Below are 16,366 nucleotides of genomic sequence, written 5' to 3'. Positions count from 1 at the left end.
CGAGCGTGGTATAAAAATACCGCATTCGGAGAGGGAGGCTGTCGTGATCGAGCTCAAATCCCCCGCAGAGGTGGAACAGATGGCCGTGACCGGCCGGTTCGTCGGCGAGTTGCTGGCCGAGCTCGGCGCGGCCACCGCCGTCGGGGTCAACCTGATGGACCTCGAGCACCTCGCCCGCCGGCGGATCAAGGAGCGCGGCGCCACGTCCTGCTACTGGGACTACGCGCCCTCGTTCGGCCGGGGCCCGTTCCGCCACGTGCTGTGCCTGTCCGTCAACGACGCGGTGCTGCACGGCCTGCCGCACGACTACGTGCTGCGTGACGGTGACCTGCTCAGCATCGACATGGCGGTCACCATCGACGGCTGGGCCGCCGACTCCGCGCTGTCGGTCGTCGCCGGCACCCCCGACCCGGCCGACCTCAAGCTGATCGAGGCCACCGAGGTCGCGCTCGCCGCCGGGGTCGCGGCCGCCCGGCCCGGCGGCCACCTGGGCGATGTCTCGGCCGCGATCGGCGAGGTCGCCGGGCGCTACGGGTACGGCGTCAACGGCGAGTTCGGCGGCCACGGCATCGGGCGCACCATGCACGAGGCCCCGCACGTGGCCAACAGCGGCCGCGCCCGCCGGGGCATGCGGCTGGAACCGGGCCTGACCATCGCGATCGAGCCGTGGTTCTGCCGCAGCACCGACAAGATCCGCACCGACGAGGACGGCTGGACGATCCGGTCGGCCGACGGATCCCGTACGGCGCACTCGGAGCACACCGTGGCGATCACCGAGGCCGGCCCCCGCGTGCTGACCGGGCGTCCCGGCGTCGAGGAGTCCTCCGCGGCCCGGTCGACACTCGCCGACCAGCGGTAGGTCAGTGGCGCTGTCCCAGCTGGTCGCGGCGGCGGGTCAGGTAGGCGATCTCGGCCGTGTTGCCGGCGAGCTCGATCGCTTTCCCGTACGCCTCGCTCGCCTCCGGGCCGCGCCCCAGCCGCCGCAGCAGGTCGGCGCGGGTCGCGTGGTAGGCGTGATACCCGGCCAGCTTGTCGTCCAGGCGGTCGACCGCCGCCAGCGCCACCTCGGGCCCGTCGAGCTCGGCGACCGCGATGGCCCGGTTGAGCGCGACGATCGGCGAGTGGTCGAGCCGGACGAGCTGGTCGTAGAGGGCGACGACCTGCGACCAGTCGGTGTCGCGGACGTCGCGGGCCGAGGTGTGCACGGCGTTGATCGCCGCGAGGATCTGGTAGCGGCCCGGGGCCACCCCGGCGGCCAGGCGCTCGCGGACCAGCCGGTGGCCCTCAGCGATCAGCGTCCGGTCCCAGGCGCCCCGGTCCTGCTCGCCCAGGGTCACCAGCTCGCCGCTCCCTGAGACCCGGGCGGTGCGGCGGGCCTCGGTGAGCAGCATCAGCGCCAGCAACCCGGCCACCTCACCGTCGTCCGGCAGCAACGCCCGGATCAGCCGGGTGAGCCGGATCGCCTCGGCGGTCAGGTCGTGCCGCACCGGATCGGTGTCGGGCCCGGTGGCCAGATAGCCCTCGTTGAAGACCAGGAACAGGACCGCGAGCACGCCGGACACGCGGGCCGGGAGATCCTCCGCCGACGGCACCCGGTACGGGATCCGGGCCGCCTTGATCTTGGCCTTGGCCCGGGTTATCCGCTGCCCCATGGCGGCCTCCTGCACCAGGAACGCGCGGGCGATCTCGGGCATGGTCAGGCCGCCGACCATCCGCAGCGTCAGCGCCATCCGGGTCTCCATCGCCAGCGCCGGGTGGCAGCAGGTGAAGATCAGCCGGAGCCGTTCGTCCTCGATGGCACCGAGAGGCTCCGGCGGTTCGTCGTCGAACACCCGCTGCGCCTCCTTGTGCTTGTCGTCGCGCCTGCTCTCACGCCGGATCCGGTCGATGGCCTTGCGGTTGGCGGTGGTGGTCAGCCAGGCGCCGGGATTCGGGGGCACGCCCTCGGCCGGCCACCGCTCGACGGCGGTCGCAAACGCCTCGGCCGCCGCCTCCTCGGCGATGTCGAGATCACCGAACCGTCTGGTCAGGGCGGCGACCACCCGCGCCCACTCCGCGCGGTGGGCCCGGGTGACCGCCTCGCCGGCGTCGAGCAGGGTCACAGGAACGGCCGTACCTCGACCTTGCGGTTGCAGTGCTTCGACCCCTCGGCGGCGAGCTTGAGCGCCACGTCGAGGTCGGCGGCCTCGAGCACCCAGAAACCGGCGAGGTGTTCCTTGGACTCCAGGAAGGGCCCGTCGGTGAAGACCGGCTCGGCCCCGCGGTTGTCGATGGTGGTGGCCGTGCTGGGCGCGTTGAGGCCGCCGGCGAAGACCCAGTGGCCGTCGGCCTGCAGGCGGTCGTTGAAGGCGTCGATGGCGACCATCTCCTCCGGGGTGGCGGAGCCGGTCCGGTCGTCGATCACGGAAACCAGGTACTGCATCTGACGATCATCTCCTGTGGTCCGGGCGCCTCACGTGGGCGGCCGCTCACCTCTGCTACGAACACCGCTACAGCGATCCGACACCACCGCCGGACATTTGTTCAAGAGAATCGCCGAGGAACGCCTCAGGCCTCCGACAGCCGGTCCCGGGCGGCCGCGGCGCCGTCCGCGTCGCCGGCCTTCTCGCAGGCCTCGACCGCCGCCTCCCAGTGCTGCCGGGCGTCGTCGGGGTCGTCGAGGATCCGCGCGACGTCCCCGAGGTAGAGGCGCGTGCGGCCGGTCGGCCGGCCGTCGGCCTGGCGGATGCGCAGGCTCTCCTGCAGCAGCTGCTGGGCCTGGGTGGCCCGCCGCCGGCTGCCGGGCTCGCCCGCGCCGGTGATGCCGGCCCCGGCGGCCACGATGGCCCCGGCGTTGAGCAGCGCCGCGGCCTGGCCCTGCCGGTCCTTGACGGCCGGGTGGCACTCGAGCGCCGCGCTCCAGGCCTGGGCGGCGTCCAGGCGTTCGCCGAGCCACCACTGGGCCAGCGCGAGGTTGGTCAGGGCGGCGGCGTACCCGCGCCGGTCGCCGACGACCTCGAACTGGTTGGCCGCGCGGATCAGGTGACGGCTGGCGAACCGTGGCTCCTCGCGGGACAGGAACGCCACGCCCAGACCCAGCTCGGTGAGCGCCTGGCCGGCCCGGTCACTCGGGGAGCGCTGCTGGCGGGCCCGCTGGAGCTGGTCGACCGCGCCGTCGACGTCGCCCTGGTCGAGCAGCGCGAGCCCCAGGTTGGTCCGGGACTGGGCGGCGCCCCGGCGGTGCCGCAGCGCCACCGCCGCGGTCAGCTCGACGGCGGCCCGGTGCGGGTCGCCCTGCCACCGGTAGACCGCGCCGAGCTCGTTGTGCGCCCAGCCCGCGACCGCGGCCGAGTGGTGGGCCACCGGGCTCTGCAGCACCGCCCGGCAGACCGCGGCCCAGTCGTCGAGCCGGCCGGCGGACGCGTACCAGGTGCACAGGGCGACAGCGAGCCGCAGCCACCAGCGGCGCATCCGGCGCGGCGGGTTGGCCGGCAGTGCGCCCGGCCGGCCCCACGGCTCGCAGATCAGCGTCCGCAGCAACGCCTCGTGCCGGCCGAACCAGTCGCTGCCGGGCTCGGTGCCGGGCGGCTCATCGGGCAACACGGAGTCGGCGTAGCGCTCGGCCTGCCGGGCCAGATACCGCACCAGCCGGGCCTGCGCGGCCACCCGCCGCCGCGGCGGCTCGTCGCACAGCAGATGCACCCGGGCGTACGGGACCAGCAGGGGCCGCAGCCGGTAGCGGCCGTCCGGGGTCACCGTGACGAAGGCGCCGTCGGCCGCCTGGTCGAGCATCCGGTCGGTGTGCCCGCGGTTGGTGCCGGCCAGCGCGGCCACGGCGTTGCGGCTGACCGGCTGGGGCACGAGCGCGAGCAGCCGGACCAGGCGCCGGGTGTCGGCGGCGAGCCCGGCGTACGCCCGGTCGCGGCTGGCCAGCAACGTCAGCGTGGCGTCGGCGCGGCCGTTGTCCAGCCCGTGCCGCAGGGCGGTCAGCAGATCCTGCGGCGACCAGCCCTGGGCGGCCAGCCACGAGCCGAGCACCCGGACCGCGTGCGGCTGCCGGCCGGCCAGCTCCACGATGTGCCGCACGCTCGGCTCGGCCGGCAGGCCGCGGCGCACGGACCCGGCGTCCCGGGCGGCCGCCACGAACAGCTCCACCGCGTCGTCGGCGGACGGCTCGGCCAGCCGCCGGACCCGGACGCCCTCGAGCCCGTTCAGCGTGGGACTGCCGGCGATCAGCAGGCGGCAGCGACGGGCCGGCGGCAGCAGCGGCTTGACCTGCTCCGGCGAGTCGACGTTGTCCAGCACCAGCAGGATCTTGCGGTCGCCGAGCGCGGTGCGCAGCAGCGTGGCGGCCGCGTCGAGGTCGGCGGCCTGGCCCAGGGCGGTCTCGTCGATGCCGACCTTGCGGCACAGCGCGTCGACGACCTCCCGGGGCCGCAACGCCCGGGCCGGGCCACGCCGGTCGACCTTGCGGAGGTCCAGGTAGAGCTGGCCGTCGGGGTAATGGCTGCGGACCGCGTTGGCCGCCTGGACCACGCAGGCGGACGTGCCGACGGCCCGCCGGCCCAGCAGCGCCACGGCGTGCTCGGCGCGGATGGTCCCGGCCAGCCAGTCCACCACCGTGCGGCGGCCCACGAAGCCGGTGGTGTCGGGCAGGTCGGTGGGTACCCCGGCCTCCTGGACCGGCACCGCGGGAGCCGGCTCGACCGCAGCGTCGGCCTGCAGCGCACGGCGGCTGCGCACCTCGAGCGTGGCGAGCACCCCGGCGATCAGGACGCCGCCCCCGGCGATGATCCAGGTGATCGCGCCCAGGTTGGGGTCGATCATGTCGGCCAGGATGTTGCTGGCGATGCCACCCACCACCGAGCCGACGGCGATGGACAGGGTCAGCACCCACTGCCAGGGCCGGGTCGGCCGGGGCGCATCGGTCCGCGGGCTCATCGCACCGCCCCGGACACCAGGCCGGCGATCACCTGACGGCGGGCGAGCACGATGACCACCAGCGGCGGCACCGAGGCGAGCAGCGCGAACGCGGCCAGGGTGCCGCTGTTGGAGACGAACTGCCGGGTCTGGCCGAACAGCATCAGCCCGAGCGGCGTGCCCGAGCCGCCGAACAGCAGACCGACCACGAAGTCGTTCCACACCTGGACGAACTCCAGCACGGCCACCGCGATGATGGCCGGCACCGCGGCGGGCACCGTGCGCCACAGCACGCCCCACTCGCGCCGGCCGGCGGTGCGGGCCGCGCGGATCCGGGCGCCGGGCACGTCGGCGAGCGCGTTGCGCAGCACCAGGACGGCGAACGGCGCACCGAGCGCCACGTGCACCAGCCCCAGGCCGACACCGGTGCCGGCCAGCCCGACACGCTCCAGCACCTCGTTGATCGGACCGGCCACGACCTGCACCGGCACCGCCGACGCGGCAACCAGCAGCGCCCCGGCGGCGGACGTGCCGGGTGGGCGCAGCCGGGCCAGGGCGTACCCGGCCGGCAGGGCCACGATGATCACCAGCACCGTCACCGACACGGCGAGCAGGGCGGTGAAGCCGAACGAGCGGATGACCTCCGGCTGGGTGAGGACGTCGGCGTACGAGCTGAGCCGCAGCGACGCGGCGGACCAGCCCCGGGTGGCGGCTTCGCGCGGTGAGTGCAGCGAGGTGGCCACCAGCGCGAGCACCGGCACGGCCCAGAGCAGGGCGATGAGGACCGGCAGGGCGCGGCGGACCGGCGACCGGGTGCCTTCGGCCACCGTACGGACGGGCGCGTCCTCCAGCGTGGGCGGTGGCCACGCCTGCCGCCCGCCGATCGCCGCGGCCACGACGCCGATGCCCAGCGCGACCAGCCACAGAGTGTTGAGGGCGGCGGCCGGTCCGGTGGTGGAGCTGCCCGAGGTCTGCCACACCCGGACCGCGAGGTTGGCCGCCTCGTCCAGACTGGAGCCCGGCGCCATCACCAGGATCAGGTCGAACGCCCGGGCCGTGCCCAGCGCCACCAGCGCGAACACGATGGCCGCGGTGCGCCGCAGCAGCGGCCGCCACAACGCGTCGCGGAAGACGTCGAGCCGTCCGCCACCACCGGCCCGGACCGCGTCGGAGAGGTCGGCCGGCAGCGCGTCCAGCGCCGCCCGGAAGACCACCACGGGCAGGCCGATCCAGGCCCACACGAACGCCGACATCAGCGCGACCGTGATCAGGCCGGAGCCCAGCCAGGACGGCGCCTCGTCGGCGGGCACCCCGAACAGGCCGGCCAATGAAGTCAGCACCGCGGTGCCGGCGCCCCGGGCCGGGTCGGGGTCGTAGAACAGCCTGAACATCACCCCCGTGACGACCAGCGGCAACGCCATCGGCGCGAGCAGCAGCAGCGTGCCGGTGCGGCGCGAGGCGGCCAGCAGATAGCCCAGGGTGATCACCACGACCGGGACCACCGCGGCCCACAGCACCGTACGGCCCAGCACCTCCCAGGTGCCCTCCGCGGCCAGGGCGGTGCGGAAGTTCTCCAGGCCCACCCACTGGCCGTCCGGCCCGGTCAGGCTCGCCTGCACCGTGCGGGAGACCGGCCACAGCAGGATGCCGCCCAGCAGCAGGGCGATCGGGGTGAGCAGCATCGATGCGAATCCGCCGCTCGGGTATGCCCGGCTGCGCCGGCCCGGACCGACGTCGTCGATGACCACGGTCTCGCCGAGCAGCCGGGGCGCGGCCGTTCGGGTGCGTACCGGTTCCGTCACGAGCCGGCCTCCCGCCGGGCCTGCGCGGCCGCCCGGACCAGTCGCCGGCAGGCCCGGTCGACGGCGTCGGGCCTGGTCACCTCGGTGAGGAAGTCCTGCAGGATCTTCCAGCTGCCCAGCCCGTCCGGACCGCCGAGCGAGCCGCGCAGCTGATCGGACAGGTCGAACTGGAGCGCACCCGCGGGATCGCGCAGCTCGGCCGCCCGGGCCGCCGCCGGCCCGTACGCGTCCGGCAGGATCAGGGTGTTCGGCGACAGGTAGCCGCCGGCGGTGATCCACGGCCGGAACGAATCCCGCCGGGTCAGCCACTCCACCAGCTCACCACCGGCGCTCGATCCGGCGAACACCATCGCGGCGTCCCCGGCCACCAGCAGCGGTAGCGCCCGGGGCCCGGCCGGGAACCGCGCGGCCGACAGGGCCGGCGCCCCGGCCGGGCGGAACCTGTCCGCGACGGCGGCGACGAAGTCCCCCTCGACCATCATCGCGGCGCGGCCCTCGGCCACCTGGATGACCGACTCCTCGTTCTGGGTGATGAGGGCGCGGCCGATCCCGTCCGGGAACGCGCCGGGGACCGACCAGACGGTGGCGAGCTGGGTGAGCGCGGTGCGCACCAGCGGGCCGTCCCATGGCACGGTGCCGTCCACGAGGCCCTGGTATTCGCCGTCCGCGGCGAAGCCGATGAGCAGATTCTCCAGCCAGTCGGTGAGGACCCAGCCGTCCGCCGCACCGAGGGCCAGCGGTGCCGGCCGGCCGGCGGCGGCGAGGTCGCGGACCAGCGACACGAACTCGGCCCAGGTGGCGGGCGGTGCGGGCAGGCGGTCGGGGTGGTACCAGACCAGCGACTTGTGCGCGGCCTTCACCCAGGCGCCGTACTGCCGGCCGTCCACGGTGACCATGGCCCGCCACTGGTCGGCGAAGCGCTGCGTCACCTGCGGCGGCACCGGTTGCAGCCAGCCCCGGCGGGCGTAGTCGGCGATCAGGCTGATCTGCGGCACGATCGCCACGTCGGGCTGGTTGCCGGCCCGGTAGCGGGCGCTGAGGAAGGCGTCGATGTCGTTGCGGGTGCTGATCACGTCGACCGGCTGCGGATACTGCCGGACGACCTCGCGGAACCGGACCAGCTCCCCGCCGCTCCAGACCACGGCGACCTGCACCGGCCGCTCGGACCGGCCACAGCCGGTGGCCCCGGCGACGACGGCGCCGAGCGCTCCACCCAGGACGGTGCGCCGGCTGGTCACGCCGTCACCGCCACGGTCAGGGCACCCTCGGGAGCTGCCTGCCGATCACCGAAGACCACCGTGGCCGGGGCGGCGGAGACCGGCGACTCGATCCGGGCCAGCAGGTCGTCCAGCGGGCCGCACACGGCGGGATCGGGGCGTTCGAGGACCAGCGCCTCGGGCATCGAGACCACCGCCCGGGCCAGGGCGCCGCGCATCCGCTGCTGCGCGGTGATCTCGTGCGGCCGCTGCTCCAGCACCGGCCCGAGCTCGAGCTGGTAGATCAGGGTGGACGCCCAGCCGCGGACGATCTCGCGCACCGACTCCTGCCGCCAGACCAGATACTCGATGTTCTGCCGGACGGTCAGATGCGGCAGGAGGGCTCCGCCGCGGGGCACGTACCCGATCTGCCGGCGGCCGGGCGGCAGGTCGGTGACGTCGCGGTCGCCGACCAGGACCCGCCCGGAGAGCGGCTGGGCCAGGCCGGCCACCGTCCGGGCCAGCGCCGTGGCGGCCGGCGCGTCGGCGATCACCGCGGTGGGCTCGGCCTCGCGGGCGGAGAACGAGACGGCGGCGCGGGCCCCACCGGACACCACGACGACCAGCTCAACCACGTCGAGAATCGCCCAACACCTCCCCGGTCACCGGCCCGGACATCAACAGGCGGTCACTGCAGCCTATCGATCCCGTGCCCGTCCCCGGTGTCCCGTGGCACGATCCTGCCCGGCGGGCGCCGGAAGAGATTCGGTAGACCCATAGGGGACTGTCGTGGGTGGCCGGACCCGGAGGGTCGATGGTGAGTGCACCCGAACAGATGGTCGTCGCCTCGGCCGGCTTCGCGTACGGCGTGGTCGGCGCTGACCTGCACGTCTTCGGCGACGCGTCCCCGCTCTACCTGCTGGAGGAGTTCCGGCCGACGCCGCCGCCGGACCCGGGATGGCTGCGCGAGCTGCCCAGCCGCATGCTGGACGCCCGCTCCGGCCTGGTCCCGTTCACCGGGCGCGAGACCGAGCGGGCCGACCTGCGGGAGTGGCTCGGGTCGCCCGGCCGGCTGGCGGTGCGCTGGCTCTCCGGGCCCGGCGGCCAGGGCAAGACCAGGCTGATCGAGGACGTCGCCGAACAGGCCCGGGCAACGGGCTGGAAGGTGGTCGTCGCCGGCCAGGGCGTCGGGGCGATCATGCCGTCGCCGGGCAGCCAGGACCTGCGTACGGAGGAGACCGAGGGCGTCCTCGTGCTGGTCGACTACGCCGACCGCTGGCCGCTGACCTCGCTGCTCTGGCTCTCCCGCAACGCGCTGCTGCACCGTCCCGGGGTCCGTACCCGGATTCTGCTGGCTGGGCGCGGCGCGACCAACTGGCAGGCCCTGCGCAGCGAGCTCGGGCGACCGGCAGTCGCGGCCGCCACCTCCTGCATGGAGCTTGCGGCACTCCCGGCCTCCGACCGGCCGGCCATGTACGCCGCCGCCCGCACCGCCTTCACCCGCGTGCACGACGTCGCTCCCCCGCCGGACCCCGGCGTGAATCTCGACGGTGAACGCTTCGGGCTGACCCTGGCCGTGCACCTGGCCGCCCTGGTCGAGGTGGACGCGCGGGCCAACGACGCGCGACCGGAGACCGATCCGGCCAAGCACACCCAGTACCTGCTCGACCGCGAGCATCTGCAGTGGACCCGGCTCCACGAGGGCGCCGTCCGCGGCCTCGACTTCGCGACCCCGCCCAGCGTCATGGCCCGGACGGTCTTCACGGCGGCTCTCACCGGGGCGCTGCCGGACGACGAGGGACACGCTCTCCTGACCGGGGTCGAGCAGGAGATGCCGGCCGTGCGGATCCTGCAAGACCACGGCGTCTGCTACCCGTCGTCCCGGGTGTTGCAGCCGTTGCTGCCCGACCGGCTCGCCGAGGACTATCTCGCGCTCACTCTGACCGGCGGCCCCGAGGGCCGGCCCTGGTCCGGGTCGCGGCTGGCCGCGGTGCTGACGGCTGTCGACCCGCGGCGGCCGTTGACCTTCCTCATCGCGGCCGCGGCCCGGTGGCCGCACGTCGGGCCGGCCCATCTGTACCCACTGCTGCGGAGCCGTCCCACGCTCGCGGTGCAGGCGGGCAGCGAGGCGCTGGCGGGACTGGCCGCGATCGCCGAGGTGGACCTGACCATGCTGGCGGGAATCGCCGACGTCCTGCCACGCGGTCGCCACGTCGATCTCGACGACGGGATCGCGGCCGTCAGCGCCCGCCTGCTCGCCGGTCGCCTGGCCGGCCTGGCCGATCCGGCCGAACGCGCGCGGGTGCTCATCGACCACACCATCCGGCTGCACCACGCGGGCCGTCACAAGGCGGCAGTGGCAACCGCATCAGAGGCCGTGGAGCTGCTGGCTGCCGCCGGTCCGGACCGCCACCTCGGCGACTACGCGAACTCGCTGAGCATCCGGGGCGCGGCGTTCGCGTTCACCGGCGACCATCAGCGGGCGCTGAAGGATGCCGGCCAGGCCGCGCAACTGCACCATCGTCTCGCCGTTGAACATGTCGGGTATCTGCCGGACCTGGCCACCTCGCTGATGAACATCGGCACCGTGCTCGCCGAGCTGGGCCGGGACGAGGAGGCGGTCGCCCCCACCGAAGACGCGGCCGTCCTGCTGCGACGCGTCGCCGAGGTCTACCCGGAGCGCTACCTGGCCGACCTGGCCGGGAGTCTGATCAATCTGAGCGGCCGGTACCTCGCCGTCGGCCGTCGCGACGAGGCGTCGCAAGCCGCCGAAGAGGCCACGGCGATCTACCGTGGGCTGGTCGAGGAGGACCGGCACCGGCATCTCCCGGACCTCGCGAACGCACTGGGAAACCTGACCGCGACCCGCAGGAGCACCGGCCGACGGCCGGCCGCCCACGAGCCCGCCGCCGAGGCCCTCGCCGTCACGCGGGAACTCGTCCGGAGCAATCCCGCGGCCCACCGGCCGGCCCTGGCCGTGGCGCTGCACAACTTCGGCGCCTGCCTCGGCGACACCGGCCGCTACCCCGAGGCGCTCGCCCACACGCTGGAGGCGATCGAGATCCGGGAAGACCTGGTCCGGGTCAACGCGCCGAAGATCCAGCCGTTGCTGGCCACGTCGCTCAGCAACGCGGCCACCTTCGCCGGCGCCCTCGGCCGGATCGACGAGGCCGTCGCGTTCGCCCGGCGGGCCCTGGAGCTGATGCAGGATCTGGTCGGCGACCAGGGGGAGCACCTCCCGCAGTTCGCCGGCGCGTTGCAGGTGGTCGCGACGCATCTGCAGGGCACGGGACGGCACGCGGAGGCGTTGGCCACGGTCAGCGAGGCTCTTCGGCTCCGGCGGCTGCTGGCCGAGGCGGACCCCGGCGCCCACCGGCCGGCCCTCGGCGACTCGCTGGCCCGCCGGGCGGCCGTCCTGCGGGAGATGGGCCGGCACGAGGAGGCCCTGGCCGACGCCGAGGCGGCGGTGAGCGTCTTCGAGCACCTGGTCGAACAGGACCGGGACATCCACCTGGTGGGCTACGTCGCAGCGGTCGCCGTGCAGGGCCTCGCCCTGTCCGAGCTGGGTCGCCACGAGGAGGCCATCGTGGCCGGTGAACACCATGTGGCGTTGCTGCGGGACCTCGCCCGGGACAACCCCGAACGGTACGAGGGCGCGCTCGCCACGGCCCTGAACAACCTGTCCATGCGGTACCGCGACCACGGCCGGCCCGCCGACGGGATGCACTTCCTGGTCGAGGCCCACGAGATCCTGCAACGACGATGGCGGACCAACCCCGACGGTGCAGCGGACGGCCTGGCCATGACGGCTGCCAATCTGGGAGCGGCCGTCACCGGACTCGGCCGGCTCACCGACGGCCTGACCCTCGTGGAGCAGGCACTGGTCCTCTACCGCGACCTCGCCGCGAAACACCCGGACCGCTACCGGGGCGACCTGGCCACCACCCTCAACACCTACGCCGCGGTCCTCTCGGACCTCGGGCGGGTCGAGGACGCGTTGCGAGCCGCCGAGGAGGGCGTCGGCCACCTGCGCGAGCTCGCGGCGCGGGACCCGGACGCGTACGAGTTCCGGTACGCCGTCCTCAGCGACAGCGTCGGCCTGCGCCTGGCCCAGCTCGGCCGGCACCCGCAGGCCCTCGGCCACAGCCGGATCGCCGTCTCGATCTTCCGCTCGCTGGCGGCCCGCCGCCCGCAGGCGCACCTGCCCCACCTCGCGCAGGCGCTCAACAACCTGGGGCTGCGCTACGTCGAGAACGACATGCTCGACCAGTCGCTGGTGGCAGCCACCGAGGCGCTGGCCGTCCTGCGGAACCTGCCACCGGACGTCGCGGCCGCTCATGAACGGCTGATGGCCGAGGCCCTGACCAACCTGGGCACGTCGCTCGGGGAGGCCGGCCGTAACGAGGAGAGCCTGCCGCTGCTGGAACAGGCGGTGGTGATCAGGCGCCGGATCGCGGCTCAGGGAACCAGCGTGCACAGTGTCGAGCTGGCCATCTGCCTCAACTCGCTGGCCGTGTGCCTCATCGGCCTCGGCCGGGCCGGCGCGGCCCTGCCGGTCATGCGCGAGGCGGTGGCCGCGGCCCGGCAGGGGTCACCGGCGGACGCCCACCAGCTGGTGCAGCTGCTGTGCAACTACGCCCTCGTGAACCTGGACCGGGGCGCGTCGGGTCTCACCGAGGCCGTGTCCGCGGTCCATGAGGGCCTGGACGTGCTCCCCGGGCTGCATCCCGTGGCGCGACAGGCTGTGACGCCGGCGGTGGCGGTGGCCTGTCGCCAGCTGCACATGATGCTGCGCAAGGCCGGCCGCGATCGCGAAGCCGGCCGCCTGGTACGCCTCTACCAAGCCAACTTCAATCGTCCTGGAGGGCCGCCAGCACGCTCCACGTGACGGCTCCGTACGTCAGGTGCGGCAGCAGGTCGGCGACCCAGTCGGAGACGCCCGAACCCGCGGTCCGGTCGTCGATGGCCTCGATCGTCTGTTCCGGCGTGCTGCGCTGCGGAACGTTCTTCCCGACCCGGCGTACCTGGGCCTGGCCGGGCAGCTGCCGGCCGAGGTCGGTCTTGTCGTGACCGATCGCCGGCACCACACCGGCTCAGCTCAGCAGCTCATCCGGGATGTCGCCGACGAGCTGCACGTCAGTGAGCCGGACGCCGCCTTCTACACCCGCGTGACCCTCGAGCAGCTCAACGCCTACTGCCGCGGCACCACCCCGGCCGGGCTGGCCGCGTCGCTTCCCGCCGACCTGCGTCCGCTGATGTCGGCCCGGGCCGAGGATCCGGCCCTCCGGCACCGGTATCTGGTGCGGAGGCTGAGTTCGGCGGTCACCAACCTCAGCCTGGGAGCCCCGGTCCGTCTCGACGAAGAACCGGCCGACCGTCCGGCGGTGGCCGCCCGGCGGCAACGCCACCACGCGAGCTGAGCCGCGTTCAGTCGGCCACCACCAGAGCCTGCGGCGCGGCGGCCTTCATGCGCGTCCGCAGCCATTTGAGCTGCATCGCGGTCTCGCCCTCGCAGTCCTGCACCACCTGACGCAGGTCGTCGTCGCGGGCGCCGCGGGCCGCTTGGCCGACGACCGTCCAGCAGATGTCGCACTCGGCGGCCATCAGGTACAGGTCCTGCAGGTCGCGCAGCAGGCCGATGCCCCCGGTACGGGTGCCCCCGAACAGCTCCGAGTGCAGCCGGTCGGGTTCGTCCGGCGCCTCCTCGGAGTAGCGCCGGGCGAACGGTTGCAGCTTCTCGGCGTGGCCGTCGCAGACGAGGGCCTGTTGCCGGCACAGGTGGAAGATGTCGGGCTCGGCGGCGTGCGCCGTGGCCACCTGCCGGAAGGCGTCGGCCAGGTTGGTCTGGGCGCGGTGCAGGAGTCCGAGGTAGTGGGCCAGGTGCATCGGTCAGTCCCCCTCGTACCGTGAGGTCGCCTCGGCCGCGGGACCGCCGGTCGTGGCGGGCACGGTGCTGTCGAGTGGTGCGCTGCCGCCGACGGTCGGGGCCGGGGCCGGGATGCCGCCGCCGTCCGCGAGCTTGGCCACGCGTACCGCGGCGACCTTGAAGATCGGTTGTTTGGAGACCGGGTCCCAGGCGGTGAGGGTCAGCTCGTTCGCGGCCCGGGGCGTCCGGTCGGCGGGGTCGACGTCGAAGTAGCCGTAGTGGAACGGCACGAAGACCACGCCGGGCCGTACCCGGCCGATCCGGGCCCGGACCTGGATCGCGCCGCGCGGCGACGCGATGCCGACGACGTCGCCTTCGGCGATGCCCAGCCGGGCGGCGTCGCCGGCGTTCAGCTCCACCCAGGCGTCGGGCGCGGCCGCGTCGAGCTGCGGGGTACGGCCGGTCTTGGTGCGGGTGTGGAACTGGTACACCGTACGGCCGGTGGTCAGCAGCAGCGGGTAGTCGTCGCTGGTGACCTCGGGTGACGGCTGGTGGTCGACGGCATGCAGGAACGCCCGCCCGGCCGGCTCCCGGGCCCGGTACTCGTCCTCGGTGAACTCGGCGCCGGTGGCCAGGTCCTGGCCGTAGGTCTCGCAGTACGCGGGATCGGTGGCGAAGACGCCGTCGGTGTAGAGTCGCTCGGTGCCCTCCGGGCGGGCGTCGTCGCACGGCCACTGGATGCCGCTGCCGCCGCGCAGCTTGTCGTAGGTGATGCCGGTGTAGTCGCACGGCCGTCCGGCCGAGCACTTCTTCCAGGCCTCGAACACGTCCTCGGGGCCCTGCCACGTGATCAGCGGATTGCCGTCACGGTCCCGGAAGTCCATCCGGCGGGCGTAGTCGAGGAAGATGTCCAGGTCGGCCCGCGCCTCCCCGGGCGGGTCCACGGCCTTCTCGCTCAGGTGCACGGTGCGGTCGGCGTTGGTGAACGTGCCCAGCTTCTCGCCCCAGGTGGCGGCGGGCAGGACCACGTCGGCCAGCTCGGCGGTCTCGGTCAGGAACAGATCCTGCACCACGACGAACAGCTCCGGGGCGGCCAGGATGCGCCGGATCCGGGCCAGTTCGGGCAGTGACACCGCCGGGTTCGTGGCCGAGATCCACAGCAGCTTGACGGAGCCCTGTTCGGCGTACCGGAAAATCTGCATGGCGTGGGTGGGCGGGGCCCAGTGCGGAATCATGCCGGGCTCGACGTTCCACAGCTGCGCGAGCTGCTCGATGTGCTCCTCGTTGTTCCAGTTGCGCAGCCCGGGCAGGTCGCCGTCGGCGCCGGTCTCGCGGGTGTTCTGCGCGGTGGGCTGGCCGTTCATCTGGTAGAGCCCGGCGCCCGGCCGGCCGATCATGCCGCGGATCAGGTGCAGGTTGTTGACCCCGCACGCGGCGGCGGTCGCCTGGTTGGACTGGTAGAAGCCCTGCAGCACGGTCGACAGCAGCCGCTGCGACGTGCCCAGCAGCTCCGCGGCGCGTTCCAGCCGCGCCACGGGCACATCGCAGATCCGGGCGACGCGGTCCAGCGGATATCTGTCGACGGTCGCGCAGAGCTCGTCGAAGCCGATGGTGTGCGCGGCGACGTACGCCCGGTCGTACCAGCCGCGGTGGATGATCTCGCGCAGCAGGCCGTTGACCAGGGCCACGTTCGTGCCGGCCCGCACCGCCAGGTGCACGTCGGCCTCCCGGGCGACCGGGGTGGCCCGGGGGTCGACCGCCAGCATCGCGGGCGGGTTGGGCCCGCGGCGGCGATCGAGCATGCGGCTCCACAACACGGTCTGCGTCTCGGCGACGTTGTGCCCCCACAGGGCGATCGCGTCGCAGGAGTCGACATCGGTGTACGAGCCGGGCTGGCCGTCGGCGCCGAAACTGGCCTTCAGCGCCGCGGCGGCGGTGGCGGTGCACAGGCGGGTGTTGCCGTCCATGTGCGGGGTGCCGAGGCCGGCCTTGCCGATCACCGCGAGCGTGTAGTACTCCTCCAGGAACAGCTGGCCGGAGGTGTAGAAGCCGAAGTGCCCCCACCCGCCCGGGCCGTCGAGCAGCTGCCGCGACCGCTCGACGATGCGGCCCATGGCGGTGTCCCAGTCACTCTCGACGAGCCGGCCACCCTCGCGGACCAGGGGCCGGGTCAGCCGGTCGGTGCTGTTGTTGGCCTGCCAGCCGTACAGGTCCTTCGGGTCGAGACGACCGTGGTTGATCCGGTCGACCGCCCGGCCGCGAACCCCGGCGATCCGCCCGTCCTTGACGGCGATGTCCATGGCATCACCGTTGGCGTGCAGCACCGAGGCACTCTGCCACCAGGCGTCGACGTCGGCCTCGGTGAGCTCACCGTCGAGGAAGGTGTCGACGCGCACCGGCCAGGCCTCCCCCGGCCCGTACGGCGTGCGCGGCCCCCACGGCTCAGCGATCCGGTCAACCATGGTCCACCTCCTGATGAAACCGATCTACCCCGTCCCGGTCCCGGATACTCGTGCGACCGCGCGGGCCCGATCAGCGCGACGGCCGGGCGGGGACGAAGACGGAGGCAACAGCGAACCGTGCGGAGGGCCGACCATGTCCGG

The 16,366-nt window shown here is 73.9% G+C and carries 12 protein-coding genes; 3 read left to right on the top strand and 9 right to left on the bottom strand.

The annotated features are described in order from the left end of the window. The first annotated feature begins 43 nt into the window (after positions 1 to 43). Complete coding sequence (gene map, locus ACQP2Y_RS22675) at positions 44 to 859, top strand: type I methionyl aminopeptidase (protein ID WP_433731418.1); 816 nt, start codon at positions 44 to 46, stop codon at positions 857 to 859. Position 860: 1 nt separating this feature from the next. Here the strand turns inward: map and ACQP2Y_RS22670 are convergent, their stop codons facing one another. From ACQP2Y_RS22670 to ACQP2Y_RS22645, 6 genes are all read right to left on the bottom strand, one after another. Next, complete coding sequence (locus ACQP2Y_RS22670) at positions 861 to 2,096, bottom strand: RNA polymerase sigma factor (protein ID WP_433732031.1); 1,236 nt, start codon at positions 2,094 to 2,096, stop codon at positions 861 to 863. A 2-nt stretch (positions 2,097 to 2,098) separates the two neighbouring features. Next, positions 2,099 to 2,422 (bottom strand): YciI family protein, encoded by a 324-nt coding sequence (locus ACQP2Y_RS22665; protein WP_433731416.1) that lies wholly within the window; start codon positions 2,420 to 2,422, stop codon positions 2,099 to 2,101. Positions 2,423 to 2,547: 125 nt separating this feature from the next. Continuing rightward, a complete protein-coding gene (locus ACQP2Y_RS22660) occupies positions 2,548 to 4,920 on the bottom strand; it encodes a hypothetical protein (RefSeq protein WP_433731414.1) in 2,373 nt (790 codons plus the stop codon). After that, complete coding sequence (locus ACQP2Y_RS22655; RefSeq protein WP_433731412.1) at positions 4,917 to 6,701, bottom strand: ABC transporter permease subunit; 1,785 nt, start codon at positions 6,699 to 6,701, stop codon at positions 4,917 to 4,919. Before ACQP2Y_RS22655 ends, ACQP2Y_RS22660 begins: the two co-directional genes overlap by 4 nt. Beyond that, complete coding sequence (locus tag ACQP2Y_RS22650; protein ID WP_433731410.1) at positions 6,698 to 7,939, bottom strand: ABC transporter substrate-binding protein; 1,242 nt, start codon at positions 7,937 to 7,939, stop codon at positions 6,698 to 6,700. The genes ACQP2Y_RS22655 and ACQP2Y_RS22650 overlap by 4 nt, the downstream gene beginning before the upstream one ends. Continuing rightward, on the bottom strand, positions 7,936 to 8,532 hold the full coding sequence (locus ACQP2Y_RS22645) for an ATP-binding cassette domain-containing protein (RefSeq protein WP_433731408.1): 597 nt from the start codon (positions 8,530 to 8,532) through the stop codon (positions 7,936 to 7,938). Before ACQP2Y_RS22645 ends, ACQP2Y_RS22650 begins: the two co-directional genes overlap by 4 nt. Positions 8,533 to 8,711: 179 nt before the next feature. Here ACQP2Y_RS22645 and ACQP2Y_RS22640 point away from each other — a divergent pair, with 179 nt between their 5' ends. Further along, complete coding sequence (locus ACQP2Y_RS22640; protein ID WP_433731406.1) at positions 8,712 to 12,785, top strand: tetratricopeptide repeat protein; 4,074 nt, start codon at positions 8,712 to 8,714, stop codon at positions 12,783 to 12,785. Here the strand turns inward: ACQP2Y_RS22640 and ACQP2Y_RS22635 are convergent. Further along, complete coding sequence (locus tag ACQP2Y_RS22635) at positions 12,748 to 12,981, bottom strand: hypothetical protein (RefSeq protein ID WP_433732443.1); 234 nt, start codon at positions 12,979 to 12,981, stop codon at positions 12,748 to 12,750. The genes ACQP2Y_RS22640 and ACQP2Y_RS22635 overlap by 38 nt on opposite strands. Between ACQP2Y_RS22635 and ACQP2Y_RS22630 the strand changes: the two genes are divergently transcribed. Beyond that, positions 12,874 to 13,317: a DUF2267 domain-containing protein gene (locus tag ACQP2Y_RS22630; protein ID WP_433732029.1), complete on the top strand. Its 444-nt coding sequence runs from the start codon at positions 12,874 to 12,876 to the stop codon at positions 13,315 to 13,317. The two genes, ACQP2Y_RS22635 and ACQP2Y_RS22630, sit on opposite strands and share 108 nt — an antisense overlap. A gap of 7 nt (positions 13,318 to 13,324) precedes the next feature. Here ACQP2Y_RS22630 and ACQP2Y_RS22625 read toward each other — a convergent pair whose 3' ends face one another. Together ACQP2Y_RS22625 and ACQP2Y_RS22620 are read right to left on the bottom strand one after the other, a co-directional pair. Further along, positions 13,325 to 13,783 carry a hypothetical protein gene (locus ACQP2Y_RS22625; RefSeq protein WP_433731404.1) on the bottom strand — a complete coding sequence of 153 codons (459 nt, stop codon included), beginning with the start codon at positions 13,781 to 13,783 and terminating at the stop codon, positions 13,325 to 13,327. A 3-nt stretch (positions 13,784 to 13,786) separates the two neighbouring features. Then, the gene (locus ACQP2Y_RS22620; RefSeq protein ID WP_433731402.1) at positions 13,787 to 16,225 is read right to left on the bottom strand and encodes a molybdopterin oxidoreductase family protein; all 2,439 of its coding nucleotides are present in this window, start codon (positions 16,223 to 16,225) and stop codon (positions 13,787 to 13,789) included. Positions 16,226 to 16,366: the final 141 nt, after the last annotated feature.

Source organism: Actinoplanes sp. CA-051413 (assembly GCF_050955795.1).
Lineage (GTDB): Bacteria > Actinomycetota > Actinomycetes > Mycobacteriales > Micromonosporaceae > Actinoplanes.
The sequence above is the reverse complement of the archived record's forward strand: the minus strand, read 5'-3'. Positions and strand labels throughout refer to the sequence as shown.

Excerpts from the sequence above, each read along its gene's own strand:
- ACQP2Y_RS22665 (WP_433731416.1), bottom strand. The coding sequence starts at position 2,422 with ATGCAGTACCTGGTTTCCGTGATCGACGACCGGACCGGCTCCGCCACC.
- ACQP2Y_RS22660 (WP_433731414.1), bottom strand. The coding sequence starts at position 4,920 with ATGAGCCCGCGGACCGATGCGCCCCGGCCGACCCGGCCCTGGCAGTGG.
- ACQP2Y_RS22640 (WP_433731406.1), top strand. The coding sequence starts at position 8,712 with ATGGTGAGTGCACCCGAACAGATGGTCGTCGCCTCGGCCGGCTTCGCG.
- ACQP2Y_RS22625 (WP_433731404.1), bottom strand. The coding sequence starts at position 13,783 with ATGCACCTGGCCCACTACCTCGGACTCCTGCACCGCGCCCAGACCAAC.
- ACQP2Y_RS22620 (WP_433731402.1), bottom strand. The coding sequence starts at position 16,225 with ATGGTTGACCGGATCGCTGAGCCGTGGGGGCCGCGCACGCCGTACGGG.